Origin of the sequence: Bradyrhizobium sp. DOA1 (assembly GCF_001593325.1) — a bacterium.
GTDB lineage: Bacteria > Pseudomonadota > Alphaproteobacteria > Rhizobiales > Xanthobacteraceae > Bradyrhizobium.
Window position 1 is genome coordinate 2,193,597 of sequence record NZ_JXJM01000001.1, and the last position, 21,048, is coordinate 2,214,644.

A 21,048-nucleotide genomic window follows, 5' to 3' on the forward strand; every position below is an offset into this window, starting at 1 on the left:
TTGGGAATGTGTGCCGCGCACACCGTCATTGCGAGCGTAGCGAAGCAATCCAGAGTCTTCCCGCCGAGGGATTCTGGATTGCTGCGCTACGCTCGCAGTGACGAGGATGATCCTACGCGCTGGCCCCCACGCCCTCCGACACCGGCCGGAAGTTCGCAAAGTCCCAGTCGCGCCCAGGAGCGGCATCCAGCAGCGCCTTGGTATAGGCCTCCTTCGGATGCGTCAGCACTTCCGCGGCGGGGCCCTGTTCGACGACGCGGCCATGCTGCATCACCACGACCTCGTCGCAGATTTGCGCGGCGACGCGAAGGTCATGGGTGATGAACAGGATCGCGATGCCGAGCCGCTTCTGGATCTCGTCGAGCAGTTCCAGCACCTGCGCCTGCACGGAGACATCGAGCGCGGAGACGGCCTCGTCTGCAACCAGCACGTCCGGATCGAGCGCGAGCGCACGCGCGATGGCGATGCGCTGGCGCTGGCCGCCGGAGAACTGGTGCGGATAGCGCGTGACCGCATCGGCCGGCAGTCCGACGAGCTCGAGCAACTCGCGCGCCCGCTTCATCGCGTCGGCATGCGCCGCGCCGTAATTGATCGGGCCTTCCGCGATGCTCTCGCCGACGGTCACGCGCGGGTTGAGCGAACGGTAGGGGTCCTGGAACACGATCTGGATCTTCTGCCGGTGCGGCTGCAGCAGGCGGCGCGAGATGTCGGCGATCTCGCGGCCGGCGAGCCGCACGCCGCCGGAGGTCGGATCGATCAGGCGCACGATGCAGCGCGCCACCGTCGACTTGCCTGAGCCGCTCTCGCCGACGATGCCGAGCGTGCGGCCCTTGCGCAGCGTCAGCGTCACCTTGTCGGCGGCAAGCACCTCGCGACCTTTGCCGAAGAAAGAACGTTCCTTGTAGACCTTGCTGAGCTCGTTGGCTTCGAGCACGACGGGCTCGCGGCTCTCCTCGCGCGGCGGCCGCGGCACCAGGCTCGGCACCGACGACAGCAGGTTGCGGGTGTATTCCATGGTCGGATTGCGCAGCACGGTCTCAAGCGGTCCGGTCTCGACCAGCCGGCCCTGCCGCATCACCGCGACGCGGTCGGCGATCTCGGCGACCACGCCCATGTCGTGAGTGATGAACAGCACCGCGGTGCCGTGATCGCGCTGGAGGTCGCGGATCAGCGTCAGAATCTGCTTCTGCGTGGTGACGTCGAGCGCGGTGGTCGGCTCGTCCGCAATGAGCAGCTTCGGCTCGAGCACCAGCGCCATCGCGATCATGATGCGCTGGCGCTGGCCGCCGGAGAGGCGGTGCGGATAGGAAGCGAAGATGCGCTCGACTTGCGGCAGGCGGACGTGCTCCATCATGTCGAGGATGCGCTTCTTGCGCGCCTTGCCGTCGAGATCGGTGTGGGCGCGCAGCACCTCGTCGATCTGGCGGCCGACTGGCACCACCGGATTGAGCGCGGTCATCGGCTCCTGGAAGATCATCGCCATTTGGGTGGCGCGCAGCTGGCGCAGGCGGCGGTCGGTCGCGGTCAGCAGCTCCTCGCCGACCAGCTTGACGCTGCCGCTCGTCGGCACCAGCGTGCCCTTCGGCAACAGGCCCATCGTGGTGAGCGAGGTCACCGACTTGCCCGAGCCGCTTTCGCCGACGAGGCACAGCGTTTCGCGCTCGCGCACCTGGATCGAGATGCCGTCGATGATCTTTGTTGCGCCCGGCTTCTTGCCGACCGAGACGACGAGGTTGTTGATGTCGAGGATGGTGTTGGTCATGCCGCCAAACTCTCGCTCGTCATTCCGGGGCGCGCGTGAGCGCGAGCCCGGAATCCATTGAGCCGCGATGCAAGTGGTGAGATGGATTCCGAGTTCGCGACTTCGTCGCGCCCCGGAATGACGAAACTGAGGATATCACTTCCCCTCCCGCTGCTTCATGCGCGGATCGAGGGCGTCGCGGGCGGCATCGCCGATCAGATTGATGCTGAGGATGGCGATCGAGAGCAGCAGGCCCGGGTAGAAGATCAGCGACGGCTTGATCTGGAAATACTGCCGGCCCTCGGCCATGATGTTGCCCCAGGTCGGCGTCTCCGGCGAGATGCCGGCGCCGAGGAAGGAGAGGATCGCCTCGGTCAGGATCGCGGAGGCGCAGATATAGGTGCCCTGGACGATCAGCGGGGCCACCGTATTCGGCATCAGGTGCCGCCACATGATCTTCGGCAAGGACGAGCCGACCGAGATCGCGGCTTCGACATAAGGCTCCTCGCGTGCCGACAACACCACCGAGCGCACCAGGCGCGCCACGCGCGGGATTTCTGGAATGGTGATCGCGATCAGCACGGTCCAGAGGCTGGCGCCGGACAGCGAGACCACGGCGATCGCGAGCAGGATGCTCGGCATGGCCATCAGACCGTCCATGACGCGCATCAGCACGGCATCGACCAGCTTGAAGAAGCCGGAGACGAGACCGATCGCGAGCCCGATGGCGATCGACAGGATCGCCGCGCCGATGCCGATCAGCAGCGAGATGCGGCCGCCATAGATTACGCGCGACAACACGTCGCGGCCGTAGGCGTCCGTTCCGAGCAGGTACTGCGCCGAGCTCGGCTTCAGCCGCTGCGACGGCGCGAGCTGGATCGGATCATACGGCGCGATCAGGGGCGCCAGGATCGAGATCAGCACGATCAGCCCGAGCAGGACGGTGGCCGTCGCGATGATCGGCGTCGAGGTGAGGAATCCGAAGCGCGGCCGCAGCGGCGACGTGATCGGAATGGACGACTGGGGAAGGCTATCGACGGACATACTTGTTGTTACCCTTGCCTCAGTACCGGATCCGGGGATCGAGCAGCGTGTAGGCGACGTCGATCAGGAGATTGACGATGACATAGATCAGCGACGTCAGCAGGATCATGGCCTGGATCACCGGGTAGTCGCGCGCCAGCACCGCATCCACGGTGAGGCGGCCGATGCCGGGAATGTTGAACACGCTCTCGGTGACGACGACGCCGGAGATCAGCAGCGCAAAGCCGGTGCCGATCACGGTGATCACAGGCACGGCGGCGTTGCGCAGCGCATGCCGCATCATCACCGCAACCTCGTTGATGCCCTTGGCCCGCGCGGTGCGGACGTAATCTTCGCCGAGCACGTCGAGCATCGCGGCACGTGTCATGCGTGCGATCAGAGCGACATAGATGAAGGAGAGTGCGCAGGTCGGCAGGATGATGCGCTCGAAGAACGGCCCGAAGCCGTTGAAGATGCTGCGGAAGCCCTGTACCGGCACCCAGCGCAGCTCGATGGCGAATATCTGGATCAGCAGATAGCCGATCACGAACACCGGCACGGAGAAGCCGAGCACGGACAAGCCCATGACAAAGCGATCGATCCAGGTGCCGTGTTTCCAGGCGGCGATCACTCCCAAGGGGACCGCGACGATCACGGCGAGGACGATGGTGCACAGCGCGAGCGAGATCGAGGGCTCGACGCGCTGGCTGATCATCTTCATCACCGGCAGGTTGGAGATCAGCGAGGTCCCGAGGTCGCCGTGCAGCAGCTTGTTCACCCAGGTGACGAACTGCACGATCAAGGGCTCGTTAAGGCCGAGCGAGGTGCGGATGCGCTCCAGCCGTTCCGGCGTCGCGTTGTCGCCGGCAAGAATGGCGGCGGGATCGCCGGGGGTGAGGCGGAGCAGCAGGAAGACGAACAGCGCGACGACGCCCATCACGGGCACAGCGGCGAAGATTCGGCGAACGAGATATCCGAGCAAGTTGGATCCGTCAGATTAGAGTCAAATCGGGCAGGGCCTTCGGCGAGCCTGCCACCAGCCTAACATTTCAGCAATTCCCGTGCCATCCGGGCCACAGCTTTTGCAGGGTGGTCGGCCGTTTGGGGGAGGCGGTGCTCTCTTCGTGTCGTCATTCCGGGTTCGGTCCTCCGGACCGTCCCGGAATGACGGGCTCAGAAATCACTCCAGCGTCGCCAGCAGCCCCGCCATCAGCCGCCCCCTTTCGACCAGGCTTTCGACCTCGATATACTCCTCCAGCGTGTGGCCATTGCCACCACGCACGCCCAGGCCGTCGAGCGTTGGGATCCCCATGGCGCCGGTGAAATTGCCGTCGGAGCCGCCGCCGGCGCTCGCATGCGGCAATTCGGCGCCGAGCGACTTGGCGATGCCGCGGGCCTTTTCGTACAGCGCCATGGTGCCGGCGTCCGGTTCCCACACCGGGCGCGTCACGCCGCGGGTGACTTTGAAGGTCACATCATTGGTCGTGCCCGATAGCGCCAGCATCCTCTCGACGCCCCGGTCGAGATCGGCCTGGCGCTTGGCCATCGACAGCGCTTCTCCCGTGGCGGTCGTGGCAACGCAGTTGACCCATTGTCCGCCATGCACGACGCCGACCGAGAAGGTGCAGTCGTCCGTGGTCATGGCGTCGATCGCGAGGATCTGGCGGGCCATCTCGCGGATCGCCGAGCGCCCCGCCGACAGCGTTGCGCCGGCGTGGCTCGGCCGTCCAGTCGCCTCGAGATTGAAACGCGCGATGGCGTAACGTCCGGTGGTGACACCGTTGTCGGCGCGGCCGGGCTCGGGCACCAGCACGTATTTGTTGCGCGCGGCCTCGGCCTCGATGATGTCGCGCGTCGACGGCGTGCCGACTTCCTCATCCGGCGTGAACAGCACCGTGATCGGCAGCGGCGTGGTGAAGGCCGCGCGGGCCAGCTGCCGGATCGCTTCGAGCGAGAGATAATTGCCGCCCTTCATGTCGTAGATGCCGGGGCCGTAGCACTTGTTGCCCTCGCGCCGCCATTTCAGCTTCTCGATGGTGCCGACGGGGTGGACGGTATCCATATGTCCGGCGATCAGGATGCCGGGCTCGCCCTGCTTGGGATGGGGGAAGCGCGCGCGGATCACGCCGCCAAAGCCCTGGCGACCGGCGATGCGCTCGATCGTCGCACCCATGATGGCCATATCCCGCGCTGCGATATCGAGCATGCGGTTCACGGCATCGGCGTCCCAGGTCGGGCTCTCGCATTCCACCCAGCCGCGCAGGCCCTGGAGCATCGCCTCGGAATCGAAGGGAAGATTGGCTGGATTCATCTCAATGTCTCTCAAGCTTCGCAAGGTGGAACGCGCATTGCATCGGCGCGGGGCAGGACGAACGGAGAGAGTTGTAGAGCTAAACCGATCCTTGTGGAGCCCGTGCGCACGCCGCGAGGGCTTGCAGCGAAACCGGATTGACGCGCTCGGCACTGTCTGCAAGTCTTGAAAAGATAAAGGCATTGCATGGGGTTAGTTCGCCCAAAGAACGAACCGGATGCTCAACCAATAATCTGCCTTTGAACAGTTTCACGTCAGGAGAAACTTTCCATGTTTAACTTCTTGCGCCGGGGGCCTCGCGCGTTCGCCTCCAAACTTGCGCTGTCGGTCGTCGCGCTGTCCACGGCGATGGCCTCGCCAGTGTTTGCCGCCGGCAAGACCATCACGGCGGTGCTGCATTCGGACCTGCGCATCATCGATCCGATCTTCACCACGGCCTACATTACGCGTGACCATGGCTACATGGTCTACGACACGCTGGTCGCCACCGATTCGAACTTCAAGGTCCAGCCGCAGATGGCGGACTGGAAGATCTCCGACGACAAGCTCACCTACACCTTCACGTTGCGCGACGGCCTGAAGTGGCATGACGGTGCGCCGGTCACGGCGGAAGACTGCGTCGCCTCGCTCAAGCGCTGGGCCGCGGTCGACGGCATGGGCCAGAAGCTCATGGACTTCACCGCGAGCATCGAGGCGACCGACGCCAAGACCATCACGCTGAAGCTGAAGGAGCCCTACGGCCTCGTGCTGGACTCCATCGGAAAACCCTCTTCGCGCGTCGCCTTCATGATGCCGAAGCGTCTCGCGGAGACGCCGGCGGACAAACAGATTCCGGAGCAGATCGGCTCGGGCCCGTTCAAGTTCGTGGCGTCGGAATTCCAGCCGGGCGTCAAGGCGGTCTACGTCAAGAACACCGATTACGTGCCGCGCAAGGAGCCCGCGAGCTGGACCTCGGGCGGCAAGGTGGTGAAGGTCGATCGCGTCGAGTGGATCACCATGCCGGACTCGCAAACCGCGGTGAACGCGTTGCAGTCGGGCGACATCGACTTCATGGAGAATCTGCCGTTCGACATGCTGCCGATCCTGGAAGCGAACAAGGAGCTCACGGTCGAGACCCTGAACAAGTTCGGCTTTCAGACGCTCGGCCGGATGAACTTTCTACATCCGCCGTTCGATAACGTGAAGGTGCGCCGTGCCGCCTTCCTGGCGATCAACCAGAAGGACGTGCTCGACGCGCTTGTCGGCAACGCCAAGTATCAGAAGATCTGCGGTGCCTTCTTCGTGTGCGACACGCCGCTCGCGACCGAGGTCGGCGCCGAGACCCTTACCAAGGGCGGCGGCATGGCGGCGGCCAAGAAGGCACTCGCCGAGTCCGGCTATGACGGCACGCCGATCGTGATCATGGCGCCTGGCGACGTCACGACGCTGAAGGCGCAGCCGATCGTTGCGGCCCAGCTGCTGCGCGAGGCCGGCTTCAAGGTCGACCTGCAGGCGACCGACTGGCAGACGGTGGTGAGCCGCCGCGCCAGCCAGAAGCCGCCGAAGGAAGGCGGCTGGAACATGTTCTTCACCAACTGGGTCGCGGCCGACGTCTCCAACCCGATCGCCAATCTCTCGATCGGCGGCCAGGGCAAGAAGGGCTGGTTCGGCTGGGCGGAAGACGCCAAGATCGAGCAGCTCAAGGATGCCTTCGTCCGCGCGTCCTCGATCGACGAGCAGAAGAAGATCGCCGCCGATATCCAGAAGCAGGCCTATGAGCAGGTGATCTACATTCCGCTGGGGCAGTACCTGCTGCCGAGCGGCTGGCGCAAATCGCTGAAGGGCGTGCTCGACGGTCCCGCCACGCCGGTGTTCTGGAATATCGACAAGACGGAGTAGGCGGGAGGGCCCCTTGCGCCCTTCATCTCCATTGTGACGCGGCGCCGCTGTCCTCAGCGGCGCCGTTTTCTTTTTGTCCTGTCCTCGGCCGGTCGGGATGGTGGATGACTTTAACTCTTCCAGTTTCCAAGCATTGCCATTTGCTTCTCTGTTGAAATAGATGTGGCGTCCTTTCGCTTCTCTTTCCTTATTTGATTCCCGTGCCGATCGATTTTGCATTCCAGGCGATGGCCGAAAGGTCGGATCGCGCGCCGGCGCAATGGCGGCGGCCTTTCCTGCGTTGGCTCGATGGTGGTGTCGAGGCGGGCTGGGCGGTGCCGCTTCTCATCGCCTGCTTCGTCGCGATCTGGACGCTCTATCTGATTGTCGCCTATGCCGGCGGCGGCCTCCACCCTGATACGCTCGAGGCCTGGACGCTGGGCCGGCATTTCGAGTGGGGCTATCACAAGCATCCGCCGTTAAGCGGCTGGGTCGTCGCCGCCTGGACCGCGATCTTCCCGTCCACCGACTGGTCGCTGCAATTGATGGCAATGGCCAATGCCGGGCTTGCGCTGGTGTTCGTCGATCGTATCGCGCGGCAATTCGTGACGGGGCACAAGCGCGTGCTGGTGCTTTTGCTGCTGATGCTGACGCCGGCCTATCAATTCCATGCCCAGCGCTTCAATGCCAATGCGGTGCTGCTCGCGACCTGGCCGCTGGCAACCTGGTGCTTCCTGCGCGCCTTCGAGACGCGCGCCGCATCTTGGGCCGTCGCGGCGGGATGCACGACGGCGCTGGCAATGCTGGGCAAATATTATTCGATCTTTCTCGTGGCGAGTTTCGCATTTGCAGCGCTGGCCCACCCAGCACGGCGCGCCTATTTCACCTCGGCTTCGCCCTGGATCTCGATCGTCGTCGGGCTCGCGACGCTGTCACCGCACATCCATTGGCTCGCGACGACGGGAGCATCGACCTTCGTCTACGCACTGGTGCACGCAGGCAGCTATGCAACGATGTCCCTCGGCGAGGCGAAGAACTTCGTGCTCGGGCTCGCGGCGGCGATGAGCATTTCGGCCGTGCTGTGGGTGTTCATCGCCGGCACGCGGCTGAAGCAGTTTCCGGCCGATTTCGCCGCCATGAATCCGGGAGCGCGGCTTCTGTTCTACGTCACGATCGGCACAATCATGCTGCCGGTCTCGACGTCACTGGTGATGGGCACGGATCTGCCCTCGCTATGGGCGTTGCAGGGGCTGTTCCTGTTCGCCGTTCTCGTGGTCTGCGGCGCGAGCTACCCGATCGAGCGCTTCTATACGGTCAATCTCACCGTGATCACGGCCGGCATCGCGCTCGCCGCCGTGTTGGTCGCTGCGCCGATCCATGCCGTCTACCGCAACGGTCACGGCTACGAGGAAGGGCGCGAATTTTACGCAGAGGCGGCCAGCAAATTGACGCGCGAATGGCGCGAGCTGACGGACAAGCCGCTCAGCATCGTGAGCGGCGATGATCCGCTGGCCTTTGCCATGGCCTTCTATAGTTCCGACCATCCGCACCATGAACGAGCATTCGACTATCAACGCAGCTTGGGCTCGTTGCAGCAGTCGCTGGACCGGGGTTGGGCAGCACTCTGCTTCCGGGGCCAGGACTATTGCAATCGATGGATGGACTGGGTGTCGCCGCGGGCCGGATCCGTCGTCAGGCGTGAGTTTACCGTGCAGGCGTCGCTGGCAGGCAGGGCTGGTGTGACGCGGATCGTGGTCGTGCTGATGGTGCCGCCGCGCCGGAGCGATGCGGTTGCCGAAAGCACAGCCGATGATTTCAGGGGCAGCAGGCGGGCGCTGGATTAGCTGTCGTGCTCAGCAGTAGCTATCGCGCAGCCGCTCGAGCCCCTCGCTTACGAAAGGCGGCGTGAACGCCGTCTGTTCGGCCGGCTCGGACTGCTCCATCTGCTGCGGTTCCGCGCCCCGATCGTCGTTGTGGTGTTCCAGTTCCATACCGCAGCCTTTCGATTTGCTGCAGTACAACATCGAGCTGGCCCGCTGGTTCCTCAGGCGGTCGGGCGATGATGCGGCCTGAACAGCCGCCCCTTCTCCACCACCAGCACGATCGCGAGCGCGGCGAGCGTCGACAGGAAGAAGCCGACCGAGAACGGCAGCAGCGTGCCGTCGAAGCTCTGGCCGATCGCCATGCCGACCACGATTCCGATCAGCGTCGTGATCGAGCCGTAGAGCGAGGAGGCGGTGCCGGCGATGTGGCCCTGCGGCTCCATCGCGAGCGCGGTGAAGTTGGCGACCATCATGCCGAACGAGAACATCATCAGGGCGGAGAGCACCATGAACAGCGACAGCGGCAGCACGCCGAGAATTTCGGTCATCAGCATGACGCCGGCGACCGCGGTGTAGAGCGTCAGCGCGCCGTGCGAGATCACGCGCATGCCGAGCCGCCCGACCAGCTTGGCGTTTAGGAAGCCCGCGATGGCAACGCCTGCTGCGATCGCCGCAAAGGCCAAGGGGAAATAATGGCCAAGACGGTAGATGCCGGTGAAGACCTGCTGCGCCGAAAACACAAAGGCGAACAATGCGCCCATGACACTGCCCGCGGCCATCGCATAACCGATGGTCTGTCGGTGGGTCACGGTCTGCCGGAAAGCCGCGAGCACGTCGCCAAGCGCCAGCGAGCGGCGCTCGGACTCGGGCAGGGTTTCCGGCAGGCGCAGCACGCTCCATGCGAGCGCGAGCAGACCGTACAGCGTCAGCACGACAAAGATGCCGCGCCATTGGGACACCAGAAGCACTGCCTGTCCGAAGGACGGGGCGACTACCGGCACTGCGATGAACACCATCATCGCGAGCGACATCACGCTGGCCATGCGGCGGCCGACATAGCAGTCGCGGACAATCGAGGTCGCGATCACCCGCGTCGCCGCGGTGCCAAAACCCTGCAGCGCACGGGCCAACAGCAGCGTTTCGAATGTGGGGGCAGCAATCGCGAGCACGCTCGCGACCGCATAGACCGTCATGCCGCCGAGCAAGACGGGACGGCGGCCGAACCGGTCCGACAGCGGGCCCATGACGAACTGGCCCGCGCCGAAGCCGATCAGGAACGTCGACAGCACCAGCTGAAGATGGTTGGCGACCGGAATCTTGAAGGCGGTGCCGATGTTGGGCAGGGCCGGCAGCATCATGTCCATCGCAAGCGGATTCAGCGCCATGATGGACGCGATCACGATGACGAATTCGGGAAAACCCATGGGACGGTGTCCGGAGGACACCCAATCGTCGGCATTGACGTCGGACAAGGAAGCTCACCTCTGAAATCGAGGGTTTTTATTTCTTCCCATGCTGCATTGCACAACCCCCGTTTCGAGATGGCTGTCAGGCGGGGGCAGGGCGAACAACAATTGGTGAGATATCACCGCTCCTTGCCGGCCAGCACCCGCAACTCGGGCAATTGCCCGGCTGGAAACGAGTGATTCACCATCCTTCCCAAAGATCGGCGGCCGGTGCGGCCTTTCCGACCGGGCAGGATGAAACCGAAACGCGTCCTGTTCACAGTATGGCTGAGACAATGAGGCGCCGCACCGGCCCAGAGAAACCAGCCAAACAGGGTATTTGCCAGTGTCCGACATGACAGATGCTGTACGATGGCTGGCACCTTCGGCGGCTGCACGGCGGAACGTCTGGCTTGCCTGCCTGATCGCGCTGACGGCGCTGCTCGTGCTCGGAAATCTCGCCAACGACGCCACGCTCGATCTGAAATATGGCTGGGACGCCCGGGTCAATTGCGCGGCGGTCGAGGCGCATGTGGAGGGCCGGGATCCCTATTTCGTCAAGAACCTGAAGGGCACCAAGCTCTCCTATCCCTATCTGCCGGTGACGCTGGACGTCTTCCGCCCCCTCTGCGCCGGCGGCGCTCTAGTCGAGCATTACAGAGGCATCTTTGTCGTCCTCGCCGTGCTCTGCGGGCTGCTCTTGCCCGGCCTTGGCCGAGCGCCTTCGAGCGCGCGTGATGTTGCGCTCCGGGTGCTCTGCGCGCTCGGCGCGTTCGTCGGTTTCGAATGGGTGGTGGCATCTGGGAATTTTGCGATCCTGAGCGGTTTGCTGACCGCGATCGCGCTGAAGCTCTTGCTTCGGCCGCTTCCATCGGAAGCCTCGAAAGATCAGGGCTTCTCGTGGCGCCTGGCCGGCGCCGCGCTGCTGGGCCTCGTCACCTCGTTCAAGCTGGTGTTCTTCCCGGTGCTCGCGGCGCTCTATTTCCTGCCGCTGCCGCGCGGCCGCAAGCTGGCTTTGATCGCAGTGGCGGCCTTCAGCTTTGGCGTGCCGATCCTGATATCGAAGCTGCTGTATCCTGACCTGTTCGCAAGCTGGCAGCTGGCGATGGCGGGGCAGATCCCCGGCCAGCATGTTGTCGATCTCCTCGAGGCCAATCCGTCGTTGCTGCTGCTGGTGCTGAGCGTCATGGACCATGCCGGGATCGGTGGCGGCAAGCCCGCGCTGTTCGCGGCCTATGCGCTCGCCGCGCTCGCGCTCGTGCTGGTGCCGTTCGCCCTGTCCGTCCTGCGCGCGGTCGGCAGCCGGCCGGTAGGCGAAGGGGGATCGCTTCCGATGCGCCTGGACCGCTGGCTGATGGATCATCCCCGCGTCGCCATGCGCATCACGGTGCTGGCGATGTTCGCGCTCTATCTCAGCTCGCCGCGCCTCAAGGAATATGCCTTCTTCGAGCTCGCGCTCTATGCCGCGATCCTCGTGGTCGACCTTCCGGCCATGGCACTCGCGGGCATTCTCACCGTCGGCCTCGCCTTTCCGTCCCTGATCTCGCTTCTCGGGGCGCCATTCGAGGGCAGTTTCATCCTCCTCGTCATCGCGCTGGTTTGCTTCTGGATCGTGCTGCTCGATTTTCGCGCGGAGCCCAAGCGCCTCGAGCAGGATTAATTGGTTCAGGCGAGGGCAGCCTTCGCCTGCTAAGCTGCTTGTTTCGACAAATAAGCCGCGTAAGCCAGCTTGAGACCCTCCTTGAGCGGCGTTCGCGCCTGCCATCCCAGCTCGGCCATCCGACTCGTATCGAGCAGCTTGCGCGGCGAGCCGTCGGGACGCGACGTGTCGAAGACGATCTCGCCGCGATAGCCGACGGTGTCCGCGATCTGGCGGGCAAGTTCACCGATAGTGACCTCCTCGCCGGTGCCGATGTTGACGAGCTCGGAGCTCGAATAGGTCTTGATCAGGCGCACGCAAGCATCCGCCATGTCGTCAACGTATAGAAATTCACGCTTCGGTGCACCCGTCCCCCAGACGGCCACGCGTGCTGCGCCGGATAGCTTGGCTTCGTGGAAGCGGCGTATCAAGCCGGCCATCACATGGCTGTGCTCAGGATGATAGTTGTCACCGGGGCCATAGAGATTGGTCGGCATGACGCTGATGAAATCAGAGCCGTATTGGCTTCGATAGGCCTCCACCATCTTGAGGCCGGCGATCTTCGCTATCGCATAGGGCTCATTCGTCGGTTCAAGCGGGCCGGTCAGTACCGAATCTTCGCGCATCGGTTGGGCGGCGAGCCTCGGATAGATGCAGGAGGAGCCCAGGAACATGAGCTTTTCCGCGGCGTTCAGATGCGCGGCATGAACGATGTTCGCGGCAATGGCGATGTTGTCGTAGATGAATTCGGCGCGCAGAGTATTGTTGGCAACGATTCCGCCGACCTTGGCCGCGGCTAGAAATATCACCTGGGGGCGCGCTTTGCAGAACCAGGCGAAGACCGCCGATTGGTCCCGCAGATCGAGCTCCTTTCGCTCGATGGTCACCAGTCGAACATCTTCCTGCTCGAGCCGGCGGACAAGCGCGCCGCCGACCATTCCCCGGTGGCCAGCGACAAAAACGCTCTTTCCCTTCAACTCAAACGGCACGTTCGCCATCGGCGTTCCCTCGCTGACGTCTAGACCACCTCGGGCGGGCAAGCCAGGATCGATGACCAGCCCACCGGTCGATGGTCAAACATTCGCATAGATGCTGTTCTTGATCATGACGAACCCCTTCAGCAGTTCCTGGATGCCATCATCCAGCGAAACATTGGGGCGATATCCGGTCTTCTCGACCTTCGCGTTGGAGACGATGTAGTTGCGCTGGTCGGGGTCGCGACCCACCTCGGCGTCCACAAAACAAAACTCAGGGACGAATTTCTGGATGTGTTCGCAGAGTTCCTTCTTGGACACGTTCGCGTCTGAAAGACCAACATTGAAGATCTGGCCCTTCATGCTCTCGAAGTTGTCAAGCCCGTGCTCGAAGACCCGTGCGACGTCGCGGACATGAATATAGTTGCGCTTGAAATGTCCCTCGAAGAGGACGACGAAACGGTCGTTTGCCGCGCGGTAGACGAAGTCGTTGACCAGCAGGTCGAGACGCATGCGGGGGGACATTCCGAACACGGTCGCCAGCCGGAAGCTGATGACGTTCGGATGCTCCATCAGCTCTTTTTCAACGGCCACCTTGTCGATTGCATATTGCGAGATCGGGCGCAGCGGAGATTCCTCCGTGCAATAATTGTTCTCGTCGCCGGAGCCGTAGGCGCTGTTCGTCGTCGGCATGATGATCCGCTGATTGCGGGACACATGCTTCAACATCATCGTTATGGCGTCGTGATTGGTCGTCTTTGCTCCAATGGGATCCCGGCTGCACAGCGGAGCTCCGACCAGAGCCGCGAGAGGAAAAATGACGTCGGCCTTCTTCAGGAGTGGCTGCATGGTCTGTTCGCTGCGGATGTCACCCTGAACCACGCTGAAGCCTTCGTGATGGCAGCACTGGTTGAGGCTGGACTGCTTGAACATGAAATTGTCCAGCACGGTCACTTTGTGGCCAGCGTCCAACAGTCGGGGAACCAGGGTTGATCCGATATAACCGGCGCCGCCAGTCACGAGAATGTTGTAGCTCATATTGGGGGCTTCCCTTGTTATGAATGGCCTGAGTTCGCGTCTACAGCGTGCGTCACGTGGATCGGACCGGAAACATGGCATTCTCTACGCATTCACAGAGTGCGTGCGCAAAGATGATGTGCATTTCTTGGATGGTGCTGGTCACCTCGCTGGGTGCGAGCAAGCAATGGTCGGCTTCCTCAGCAGCGAGGCCGCCATTGCCGCCCGAGAAGATGATCGTACGGATGTTCAGCTTGCGGCAAGTGCGCAGCGCTTCGAGAATGTTCCTCGAATTGCCGGATGTGGTTATTCCGAGAAAGATGTCCTTGGCCGTCATCTTTCCCTCGATCTGGCGGGAGAAGACCGCATCGAACCCATAGTCGTTCCCGATTGCGGTCAGGATCGACGTATCGACGGTCAGTGCCTCCGCTGCCAACGGCGCGCGATCTCGGGCGAGTTTGCTGACGAACTCGGCAGCCAGGTGCTGGGCATCCGCCGCAGATCCGCCATTGCCCGCGATATGGAGACGCCCGCCGGACTTGTACGTAGCGCCGACGACATCGGCAATTGCTTCGAATGCGGCAATCCGGTCCAGATCCGATAGGAGCGCTCGCTTCGCCTCGATCGAGGCCGTCAGTCTCGTCAGTAGGGCTGCTCTCGCGGCGGTCATATCGGCACTCCGACGGGGCAAGAACCGAATCCCGATAGGTCGGCCGCGCGACACTGCTCGTGGGGCAAGTCGGAAACCGCGCCGTGGAGACGCCTATTCTTGTCGACCGCCAGGATTGCCTGCATGGCTGTTGATCTCAGTTCACCGCGTTGAGGATGGCGCAAATCTCATCGACCTCATCAATTCTGAGGTCGGGAAAATTGCCGATGTAGAAGCCGAAGAAGTGGATGTGGTCGGTTTGCGGGAATTTCTTGTAATGTTCGGCCGGGACGAACGATTTCAGATATGGCTGACGGAGCTGATTGCCTCCGCCGGCGCTGCCTCTGCGAAACTCGATGCCGGCGGCGCGCATGGCCGACATCAGACGTTCGGCGAGGTCCATATCGGGCTGACGCAGCACCAGATTGAAGGCGTAGTTGCTGGAGCCCTCTGTCTTGAAATCCGTACGGAACTTCTCGGGGTTGATGCGCGACAGGAAACGAAGGAAGTTCGCTGTCCGGCGTTCTACGTTCGCGTCGAGCCGCGGAAGCTGCCGCCGGCCGAGGATGCCCCCGATCTCCGTATTGCGCACGTTATAGGCGGCGTGGGCGAAGATGAAATCCGGATTCAGATCCGGGTGAGCCGCAACGTAGGACTCCTTGATGGCCGGATCGTTGGCTTCTCGCACCATGCCGTGGGACCGCAGCATTCTTGCCGCTTGATAGGCCGCATGATCGTTGGTGCAGATCATGCCGCCTTCGATGGTCGTCATGTGGTGGGCATAATAAAAGGAGAAATTCGATATCCAGCCGAAGCTGCCGAGCTTCTTGCCGCGATGCGTCGCGCCGTGAGATTCGCAAACGTCTTCGATCAGCGGAATTCCCGCTTTCTCGAGATGCTGGATCAGCTCGTCGGTTAGTCCGTCGAAGCCCTGCACATGGGTCAGAAATACGGCACGTGTCCGTTCGGTGATGGCATCGACGATCTTCGTTGCATCCATCGCCAAGGTCGTCGGATCAATGTCGACGAACACCGGCGTGAAGCCGTTCTGGATCACCGACGCGACGTCCGAAATCCAAGTGAGCGGCGGCACGATCACCTCGCCACCCTCGGGATGGCGAATCTTGAGAATGGCCATCGTCAGGAGATTGGCAGAGGCCCCGGAGTTGACGAGGACGCTGTACTTGGTGCCCAGCCACTCGTTCCATTCCTGCTCGAACGCGCGGACGTTCGGACCGTTGGTGAGGATCGGGTCGTCCTGCTTCAAGTGCTCGATCAGAGCGTCCAGATCTTCGCGCGCGATATTGTTGCGCATCAGGGGGAATTTCATTGCGGGCGACCACCGTTCAGGGGAGGGAGAGTCTTGGAGGATGATGCCGAAATCTGCAGCAGGCGCTTGGTCACCACGTCGGGGCCTATGCCGACCTGCTCATGCAATTCCGCGCGCGATCCGAGCTCGAAGCGATAGCCGCCTTCGACGCCGACGTTGAGCAGCTTGGCGTCCAGCGCGCTATGTCCGAGGAAATTGTAGAGCAGTGCGTCGAGGCCGCCGCGGCCGGCGAATCCCTCTTCCATGCTGACGATGGTCTGGTACGGCGACAGCTCGTCGTGCAGCGCCTTCGCGGAAAAGCGCGCAAGGTCGAACAGGTCGACGAGGCCAACGTCGATTCCGGCTTCGCGTAGCCGGTCGGCGACGATGAATGCCGTGTGGACCATGTAACCCGTGGCGACAAGACAGATCTTCCGGCCGCGGCGGTGAACGTGAAATCCCTTCGTGACATCCGGCGGGCCGTCCGGGTACAGGACGGGCAATTGGGGTTGATCGTTATGGTTCAGAACTTCGTTGGGTCCCTCTTCAATTCTCACTTATCTGATTTCACTGAGGGGTGGATGTATGTGCTAGGCGTCTCCGTCTTGGGCGGCATCATTGCTAAACAAAAAGTCGGCAGCCCCAATTTCGGATCAGCTGGACGAGCGACGCCAATGATGCCGGAACGACAAACGCATCAACACTAAGTCCGCGCTTGCTCGGACTTGGTGCGGGCGGCCGGACTCGAACCGGCACAGGCCTTGCGGCCCCACGGATTTTCTTACCACTTCGGCTTTCGCCGCCGCCCACCCGGCGTTCGTGGTCTGGACTATCCCTTCACCCTGGCGTTTGTCCGCTGTAGGTGCTGCCCGTCTAGTCTCTACACCTTCCCCCTGACGGAGGCTTGGCTCGGGATTGCCAGTGAAGGTTTCCCCGACTTTGAGCAGTTCTGCTCCCAGGGTTTCCCCCAGGGCACTCAATGGCTTAAGTCCGATGCGTCTACCAGTTCCGCCACGCCCGCATCGGCCCATCTATACGGCGCAAATAGTTTAAGGCAAAGAGAATACAGTTGTTTTCGCACACGCTTTGAGCACTGGATCGGCCTGCTTGATCGACCGGTCGTTGCGATTCCCGCGTCAGCCGACCGGTCCCGCCACGGAAGCCTCAATCCGGACATCTGTTGTTGCTTTAGGCATTCTCAATTTACGGGGACTATTCATCCGGCATGGCTGCTTCGTTTTCATGTTTCCTGCGCGGCTCCGTCGCGCTGCCGGCGCTGCTTGCGGCTGGCCTTGCGCTGTCCGGCTGCGCCGGCATGAGCGAGACGGTCGCGCCGGCTTTTGCCGATCCCGGCAAATACGAACTGTACGACTGCAAGCAGCTCGAGGCGGAGCGCAAGGCGCTCGCCGCCCGCACGGCCGATCTGCAGCGGCTGATGGATAAGGCGGAGACCGGCGTCGGCGGCGCCGTCGTATCCGAGCTCGCCTATCGCAACGAATACGTCGCGGTGCGGGGCCAGTCGCAACTCGTCGAGGATGCCTGGCACCGCAATAGGTGTCGGGAAACGCCGCCGAATGCCGCGCCGACGGCGTCAGCTCCGCAGCCGCCGGCGATCAAGCCCGCCCCGAGATCCGGCAGTGGCGCGCGCTGACCCGCCACACCTGAGCACGCGTCACGGCCGCCAATTGTAGATCCAGTCCTGCCGCGCCAGCATGCGGTCCGGGCCGAGGGCGCGGATCGCAAGGTCGCGCGCGAGCGCGAGCGGCCCGGCGAAATGGTAGATGCGGCCCTGCTGCCGCGCCGTCCGCTGCACCCGCCGTACGCGCGCTTGGCGTGCCCGGCCGTATTGCGTCAGCGCGGCCGTGATGTCCGCAGTGCTTTCGGCTGTCCCGACGTTCAAATGCCGGGCGAGCACGGCGGCATCCTCGATCGCCATGCCGGCGCCTTGCGCCGCGAACGGTAGCATCGCATGCACGGCATCGCCGAGCAGCCCGATCGGCCCATTGCTCCAGGGACAGCCGTCGGGAACGCCGAACAGCGCCCATTTCCGCCAGTTGTCGACCGTGGCGAGCATCATCCGCGCCGAGGCCGGCCAATGGGGCGCGGCAAAGGCGTCCATCACCTCCCGCCGATCGCCGGGCGTGCTCCAGCCCGGCCTGTTCCAGGTGCCGGGCAGCACCGCGACCACGTTGATCTGGCGTCCGCCCGCGATCGGATAGGCCACGAGATGGGCGTTCCGGCCCATCCAGAGCTGCACCCGGCGCGCGGTGTAATCCTTCGGCAATTGCGTGGCATCGAGCGTGCCGCGCCACGCGATCAGGCCCGAGAAGCGCGGCTGCACCTCGGGAAACAGATGCTGGCGGACCGTCGACCAGATGCCGTCGGCGCCGATCAAAGCGCTGGCGAGATCGCTGCGGCGGATCGTGCCGCTGCGATGGACCACTGTTAGCCCCTTGGCGTGCGGCGCCACGTCCTCGAAGGTCGCGCCCAGCTTTAGGTCGATGTCGGGATGGTCGGAAACGGCCCCGGCGAGCGCGGATTGCAGGTCGGCGCGGTGCACCACCCAATAGGGCGCGCCGGCGCGCGCCGAGGCGGCTTCACCGAGCGGCATGCGCAGCAGCTCGCCGCCGGCCCGGGCGCTCATGATCGAGACCGCCTCCGGCGTCACGGCGCGCTCGTTGAGCCGCTCGGCGAGGCCGAGCTCCACCAGCACGCGGCTGGCATTAGGGGAGAGTTGCAGGCCGGCGCCGACTTCCTCGAGCCGCTCGGCCTTTTCCAGCACGACGATGCGGAAGCCGCGGGCCGCGAGCGCAAGCGCGGCCGTCAGTCCACCGATGCCGGCACCGGCGATGACAATCGTTCGGGAGAGCGCCACCCCTGACCGATACGGGCGGTCAGGCCACCTTGTCCTTCAGCACGCATTCCGGCGGGCGGGCTTCGCCCGGCTTCAGGTCGGCCGCGAAGCGGTACAGCGTCGAGCAATAGGGGCAGATGATCTCGTTGTCGTTGCCGAGGTCGAGGAAGACGTGCGGATGATCGAACGGAGGGTTGGCGCCCACGCACATGAACTCTTGCGAGCCGATCTCGATGACGGGAACACCGGCATCGTTGTGGAAGTGCGGGACGACATGGTCGGACATCGTAACTCATCCTGGAGTGGCAATGGCGGCAGATACAATCACAACTGACGCGGCATCATTATGGCGCCGCGGACCATACTGGCGGGTATGGATGATTGCTAGTCCAGCGGAACCGAAAGCTCCGCAACGCCCCATGCTCATTTGCTCATGCAAATTCGACACAATCTTGCGGCCTGAGAGAAGCCCTTCTTTCGTCGGGGACGTTGTGTCGCAATTTTGGCGTACTATGTCTGTGGGACGAACGTAGTTGCGGCCAGAGACGAATCGTCAGGCGTCAACGATTTCAGGACCTTCCAGGTTTTCCGCATGAAATGGCTGCGAATCAGCACAGCGTTGGCCGGTATCGCGGCATGCAGCTTCATGCTCGCGCAGGTAGCACCCTATGCCCGTGAGGCCGGCGCGATCCTCGCCGCGCAGGACGATCCGGTCGCACTCTCCGAGCTCAAGCTCGACGTGCTGCTGCGGCAGAACGAGCGCCTGGTTCAGGACAACATCGAGGCCGCGCTTGCGGCCGGTGACGCCGACCTCGCCGACAGTTTCGTCGCGCTCGCGCGTGACCGCAACATCGCGCTGCCGGACGATCTCCTCAGCCGGGTCAACGATGCGGTCAAGGCGGAGAATTCCACCTCGCAATTCGCCAAGCGATTTGCCACCGGCCTCGTCACCGGCAATGCCGAGGACGTCGCGAGCCTGTCGGGAACGGTGGCCGGCGATCTCTTCGTGTTCGGCGACATCAGGGACATCGTCCGCGAGGGCAAGCACCTCGCCTTGGGCGAGGACACCGACCGCCTCGTGCTCGGGCTTGCGGCGGCCGGCCTTGCGGTGACCGCGGCAACCTATGTCTCCGTCGGTGGCGCCGCGCCGGTGCGCGCCGGGCTGACGCTGGTGAAGGACGCGCGCAAGGTGGGGCGGCTCGGCGAGGGGCTTGCCGCATGGGCCGGCCGGTCCGCGCGCGAGGTCGTCGACACGCCGATGCTCCAGAATGCGGTCGCCAAGGGCTCGGTGCTGCGCCCGGGCGAGACCGTGCGCGCGATCAAGGCTGCGTTCCGCGCCGAGAAGGCGGGCGCGCTGGTCCGGCTCGGCAAGGACGTGACGCGCGTTGCCGAAAAGACCGGCACCCGCGGGGCGATGGACACGTTGCGGATCGCCGAAGGTCCCAAGGACGTCGCGCGCGCGGCGCGGCTCGCGGAAGCCCAGGGCGGCAAGACTCGCGCCATCATGAAGCTGCTGGGCCGCGGTGCATTGCTGCTCGTCGGCGGCATGTTCGATCTGGCGCTCTGGCTGTTCGGTGCGGCGCTGACGCTGTTTGGCCTGTTGTCCTCGATCAAGGCCACCACCGAGCGTCTCACCCAGGCCTGGTGCGATCGCACGCGCGCGAAGCGGCTCCGCCGGGCGCAGATCGCCGCGGAGGCCGCTCTGTCGGAGGCAGGCCTTCGGGCCTAAACGCGACCAGATTGCGGTCATTCGTGGCCGCGCTCCAGGCTATTGTTTGAGCACATGATCTCCACGCAAACGCGTTCCGCGTTTGCCGCGCGCAAAAACGGCTGCACAACTTTCCGGATCATGCTCTAAGATCGGCTTGTCCCCCTCGAGACCTCCCGGAACTGATGATGCCGAGCTTCCACAACGGCGCCGTTGAAATTGCCTATCTCGACGAAGGCGAGGGCGAGCCGGTCATCCTCGTGCACGGCTTTGCCTCCAGCAAGAACGTGAACTGGGTCTATCCGACCTGGGTCTCGGAGCTGCGCAAGAACGGCCGCCGCGTCATCGCGCTCGACAACCGCGGCCATGGCGAGAGTGCGAAGCTCTACGAGCCCGCGCAATATTCGATTCCCGTCATGGCCGGCGACGTGCTCGCGCTGATGGATCATCTCGCGATCCCGCAGGCCGACATCATGGGCTATTCGATGGGCGGGCGGATGACCGCGTGGCTCGCGCTCAACGAGCCGCATCGCCTGCGCTCGGCGATCCTCGGCGGCATCGGCATCGGCGGTCTGATCGAAGGCACCGGCCCCGGTGAGAACGTCGCGAAGGCGCTGGAGGCGCCCTCGCTGGAAGACGTCACCGATCCCATGGGCCGCACCTTTCGCGCCTTCGCCGACCAGACCCGCTCCGACCAT

General features: G+C 63.7%; 19 protein-coding genes. 6 read left to right on the forward strand and 13 right to left on the reverse strand.

Translation table 11 applies throughout. From position 1 onward, the window contains the following. Positions 1-112: 112 nt before the first annotated feature. The 4 genes from SE91_RS10295 to SE91_RS10310 form a co-directional block, all read right to left on the reverse strand. Positions 113-1,762 (reverse strand): ABC transporter ATP-binding protein, encoded by a 1,650-nt coding sequence (locus SE91_RS10295; protein ID WP_061847532.1) that lies wholly within the window; start codon positions 1,760-1,762, stop codon positions 113-115. Positions 1,763-1,897: 135 nt separating this feature from the next. Next, entirely contained in the window at positions 1,898-2,785 is an 888-nt protein-coding gene (locus tag SE91_RS10300; protein WP_008562921.1) for an ABC transporter permease, read from the reverse strand. Positions 2,786-2,804: 19 nt separating this feature from the next. Further along, complete coding sequence (locus SE91_RS10305) at positions 2,805-3,746, reverse strand: ABC transporter permease (protein ID WP_008562920.1); 942 nt, start codon at positions 3,744-3,746, stop codon at positions 2,805-2,807. A gap of 198 nt (positions 3,747-3,944) precedes the next feature. Then, the gene (locus SE91_RS10310; protein WP_061847533.1) at positions 3,945-5,075 is read right to left on the reverse strand and encodes a M20/M25/M40 family metallo-hydrolase; all 1,131 of its coding nucleotides are present in this window, start codon (positions 5,073-5,075) and stop codon (positions 3,945-3,947) included. A 270-nt stretch (positions 5,076-5,345) separates the two neighbouring features. Here SE91_RS10310 and SE91_RS10315 point away from each other — a divergent pair, with 270 nt between their 5' ends. Together SE91_RS10315 and SE91_RS10320 are read left to right on the forward strand one after the other, a co-directional pair. After that, a complete protein-coding gene (locus SE91_RS10315; protein WP_061847534.1) occupies positions 5,346-6,953 on the forward strand; it encodes an ABC transporter substrate-binding protein in 1,608 nt (535 codons plus the stop codon). A gap of 227 nt (positions 6,954-7,180) precedes the next feature. After that, complete coding sequence (locus SE91_RS10320; RefSeq protein WP_082813911.1) at positions 7,181-8,776, forward strand: glycosyltransferase family 39 protein; 1,596 nt, start codon at positions 7,181-7,183, stop codon at positions 8,774-8,776. A gap of 9 nt (positions 8,777-8,785) precedes the next feature. Here SE91_RS10320 and SE91_RS36990 read toward each other — a convergent pair whose 3' ends face one another. Both SE91_RS36990 and SE91_RS10325 read right to left on the reverse strand, forming a co-directional pair. Beyond that, positions 8,786-8,923, reverse strand: a complete 138-nt coding sequence (locus tag SE91_RS36990; protein ID WP_197489450.1) for a hypothetical protein — start codon at positions 8,921-8,923, stop codon at positions 8,786-8,788. Positions 8,924-8,976: 53 nt separating this feature from the next. Next, positions 8,977-10,227 (reverse strand): multidrug effflux MFS transporter, encoded by a 1,251-nt coding sequence (locus SE91_RS10325; protein ID WP_061847536.1) that lies wholly within the window; start codon positions 10,225-10,227, stop codon positions 8,977-8,979. Between the two features lie 328 nt (positions 10,228-10,555). Between SE91_RS10325 and SE91_RS10330 the strand changes: the two genes are divergently transcribed. After that, entirely contained in the window at positions 10,556-11,860 is a 1,305-nt protein-coding gene (locus SE91_RS10330) for a hypothetical protein (RefSeq protein WP_245318421.1), read from the forward strand. Between the two features lie 29 nt (positions 11,861-11,889). On the opposite strand, the gene SE91_RS10335 is transcribed toward SE91_RS10330, so the two are convergent. The 5 genes from SE91_RS10335 to SE91_RS10355 all read right to left on the reverse strand — a co-directional run bounded on the left by SE91_RS10335 (position 11,890) and on the right by SE91_RS10355 (position 16,291). After that, positions 11,890-12,837: a GDP-L-fucose synthase family protein gene (locus SE91_RS10335; protein ID WP_061847538.1), complete on the reverse strand. Its 948-nt coding sequence runs from the start codon at positions 12,835-12,837 to the stop codon at positions 11,890-11,892. A 75-nt stretch (positions 12,838-12,912) separates the two neighbouring features. After that, a complete protein-coding gene (locus SE91_RS10340; RefSeq protein ID WP_061847539.1) occupies positions 12,913-13,851 on the reverse strand; it encodes an NAD-dependent epimerase/dehydratase family protein in 939 nt (312 codons plus the stop codon). A gap of 52 nt (positions 13,852-13,903) precedes the next feature. Then, positions 13,904-14,500, reverse strand: coding sequence for a D-sedoheptulose-7-phosphate isomerase (locus SE91_RS10345; RefSeq protein ID WP_061847540.1), 597 nt, complete (start codon positions 14,498-14,500; stop codon positions 13,904-13,906). A 136-nt stretch (positions 14,501-14,636) separates the two neighbouring features. Beyond that, on the reverse strand, positions 14,637-15,809 hold the full coding sequence (locus SE91_RS10350) for a DegT/DnrJ/EryC1/StrS family aminotransferase (RefSeq protein ID WP_197489451.1): 1,173 nt from the start codon (positions 15,807-15,809) through the stop codon (positions 14,637-14,639). Beyond that, the gene (locus tag SE91_RS10355) at positions 15,806-16,291 is read right to left on the reverse strand and encodes a transketolase C-terminal domain-containing protein (protein ID WP_197489452.1); all 486 of its coding nucleotides are present in this window, start codon (positions 16,289-16,291) and stop codon (positions 15,806-15,808) included. Before SE91_RS10355 ends, SE91_RS10350 begins: the two co-directional genes overlap by 4 nt. 722 nt (positions 16,292-17,013) lie before the next feature. Between SE91_RS10355 and SE91_RS10360 the strand changes: the two genes are divergently transcribed. Then, a complete protein-coding gene (locus SE91_RS10360; RefSeq protein WP_061847542.1) occupies positions 17,014-17,439 on the forward strand; it encodes a hypothetical protein in 426 nt (141 codons plus the stop codon). A gap of 21 nt (positions 17,440-17,460) precedes the next feature. Here the strand turns inward: SE91_RS10360 and SE91_RS10365 are convergent, their stop codons facing one another. Further along, a complete protein-coding gene (locus SE91_RS10365; RefSeq protein ID WP_061847543.1) occupies positions 17,461-18,663 on the reverse strand; it encodes an FAD-dependent monooxygenase in 1,203 nt (400 codons plus the stop codon). A 19-nt stretch (positions 18,664-18,682) separates the two neighbouring features. After that, positions 18,683-18,928, reverse strand: coding sequence for a zinc-finger domain-containing protein (locus SE91_RS10370; RefSeq protein ID WP_008562814.1), 246 nt, complete (start codon positions 18,926-18,928; stop codon positions 18,683-18,685). A 306-nt stretch (positions 18,929-19,234) separates the two neighbouring features. On the opposite strand from SE91_RS10370, the gene SE91_RS10375 reads away from it, so the two are divergent. Both SE91_RS10375 and SE91_RS10380 read left to right on the forward strand, forming a co-directional pair. Continuing rightward, entirely contained in the window at positions 19,235-20,371 is a 1,137-nt protein-coding gene (locus SE91_RS10375) for a hypothetical protein (protein ID WP_061847544.1), read from the forward strand. A gap of 167 nt (positions 20,372-20,538) precedes the next feature. Beyond that, positions 20,539-21,048, forward strand: a 510-nt coding sequence (locus SE91_RS10380) for an alpha/beta fold hydrolase (RefSeq protein WP_061851079.1), incomplete at its 3' end; no start/stop codon positions are given.

Excerpts from the sequence above, each read along its gene's own strand:
- SE91_RS36990 (WP_197489450.1), bottom strand. The coding sequence starts at position 8,923 with ATGGAACTGGAACACCACAACGACGATCGGGGCGCGGAACCGCAGCAG.
- SE91_RS10295 (WP_061847532.1), bottom strand. The coding sequence starts at position 1,762 with ATGACCAACACCATCCTCGACATCAACAACCTCGTCGTCTCGGTCGGC.
- SE91_RS10300 (WP_008562921.1), bottom strand. The coding sequence starts at position 2,785 with ATGTCCGTCGATAGCCTTCCCCAGTCGTCCATTCCGATCACGTCGCCG.
- SE91_RS10340 (WP_061847539.1), bottom strand. The coding sequence starts at position 13,851 with ATGAGCTACAACATTCTCGTGACTGGCGGCGCCGGTTATATCGGATCA.
- SE91_RS10360 (WP_061847542.1), top strand. The coding sequence starts at position 17,014 with ATGGCTGCTTCGTTTTCATGTTTCCTGCGCGGCTCCGTCGCGCTGCCG.
- SE91_RS10330 (WP_245318421.1), top strand. The coding sequence starts at position 10,556 with ATGACAGATGCTGTACGATGGCTGGCACCTTCGGCGGCTGCACGGCGG.
- SE91_RS10375 (WP_061847544.1), top strand. The coding sequence starts at position 19,235 with ATGAAATGGCTGCGAATCAGCACAGCGTTGGCCGGTATCGCGGCATGC.
- SE91_RS10320 (WP_082813911.1), top strand. The coding sequence starts at position 7,181 with ATGGCCGAAAGGTCGGATCGCGCGCCGGCGCAATGGCGGCGGCCTTTC.
- SE91_RS10310 (WP_061847533.1), bottom strand. The coding sequence starts at position 5,075 with ATGAATCCAGCCAATCTTCCCTTCGATTCCGAGGCGATGCTCCAGGGC.
- SE91_RS10345 (WP_061847540.1), bottom strand. The coding sequence starts at position 14,500 with ATGACCGCCGCGAGAGCAGCCCTACTGACGAGACTGACGGCCTCGATC.
- SE91_RS10315 (WP_061847534.1), top strand. The coding sequence starts at position 5,346 with ATGTTTAACTTCTTGCGCCGGGGGCCTCGCGCGTTCGCCTCCAAACTT.
- SE91_RS10350 (WP_197489451.1), bottom strand. The coding sequence starts at position 15,809 with ATGAAATTCCCCCTGATGCGCAACAATATCGCGCGCGAAGATCTGGAC.
- SE91_RS10370 (WP_008562814.1), bottom strand. The coding sequence starts at position 18,928 with ATGTCCGACCATGTCGTCCCGCACTTCCACAACGATGCCGGTGTTCCC.
- SE91_RS10335 (WP_061847538.1), bottom strand. The coding sequence starts at position 12,837 with ATGGCGAACGTGCCGTTTGAGTTGAAGGGAAAGAGCGTTTTTGTCGCT.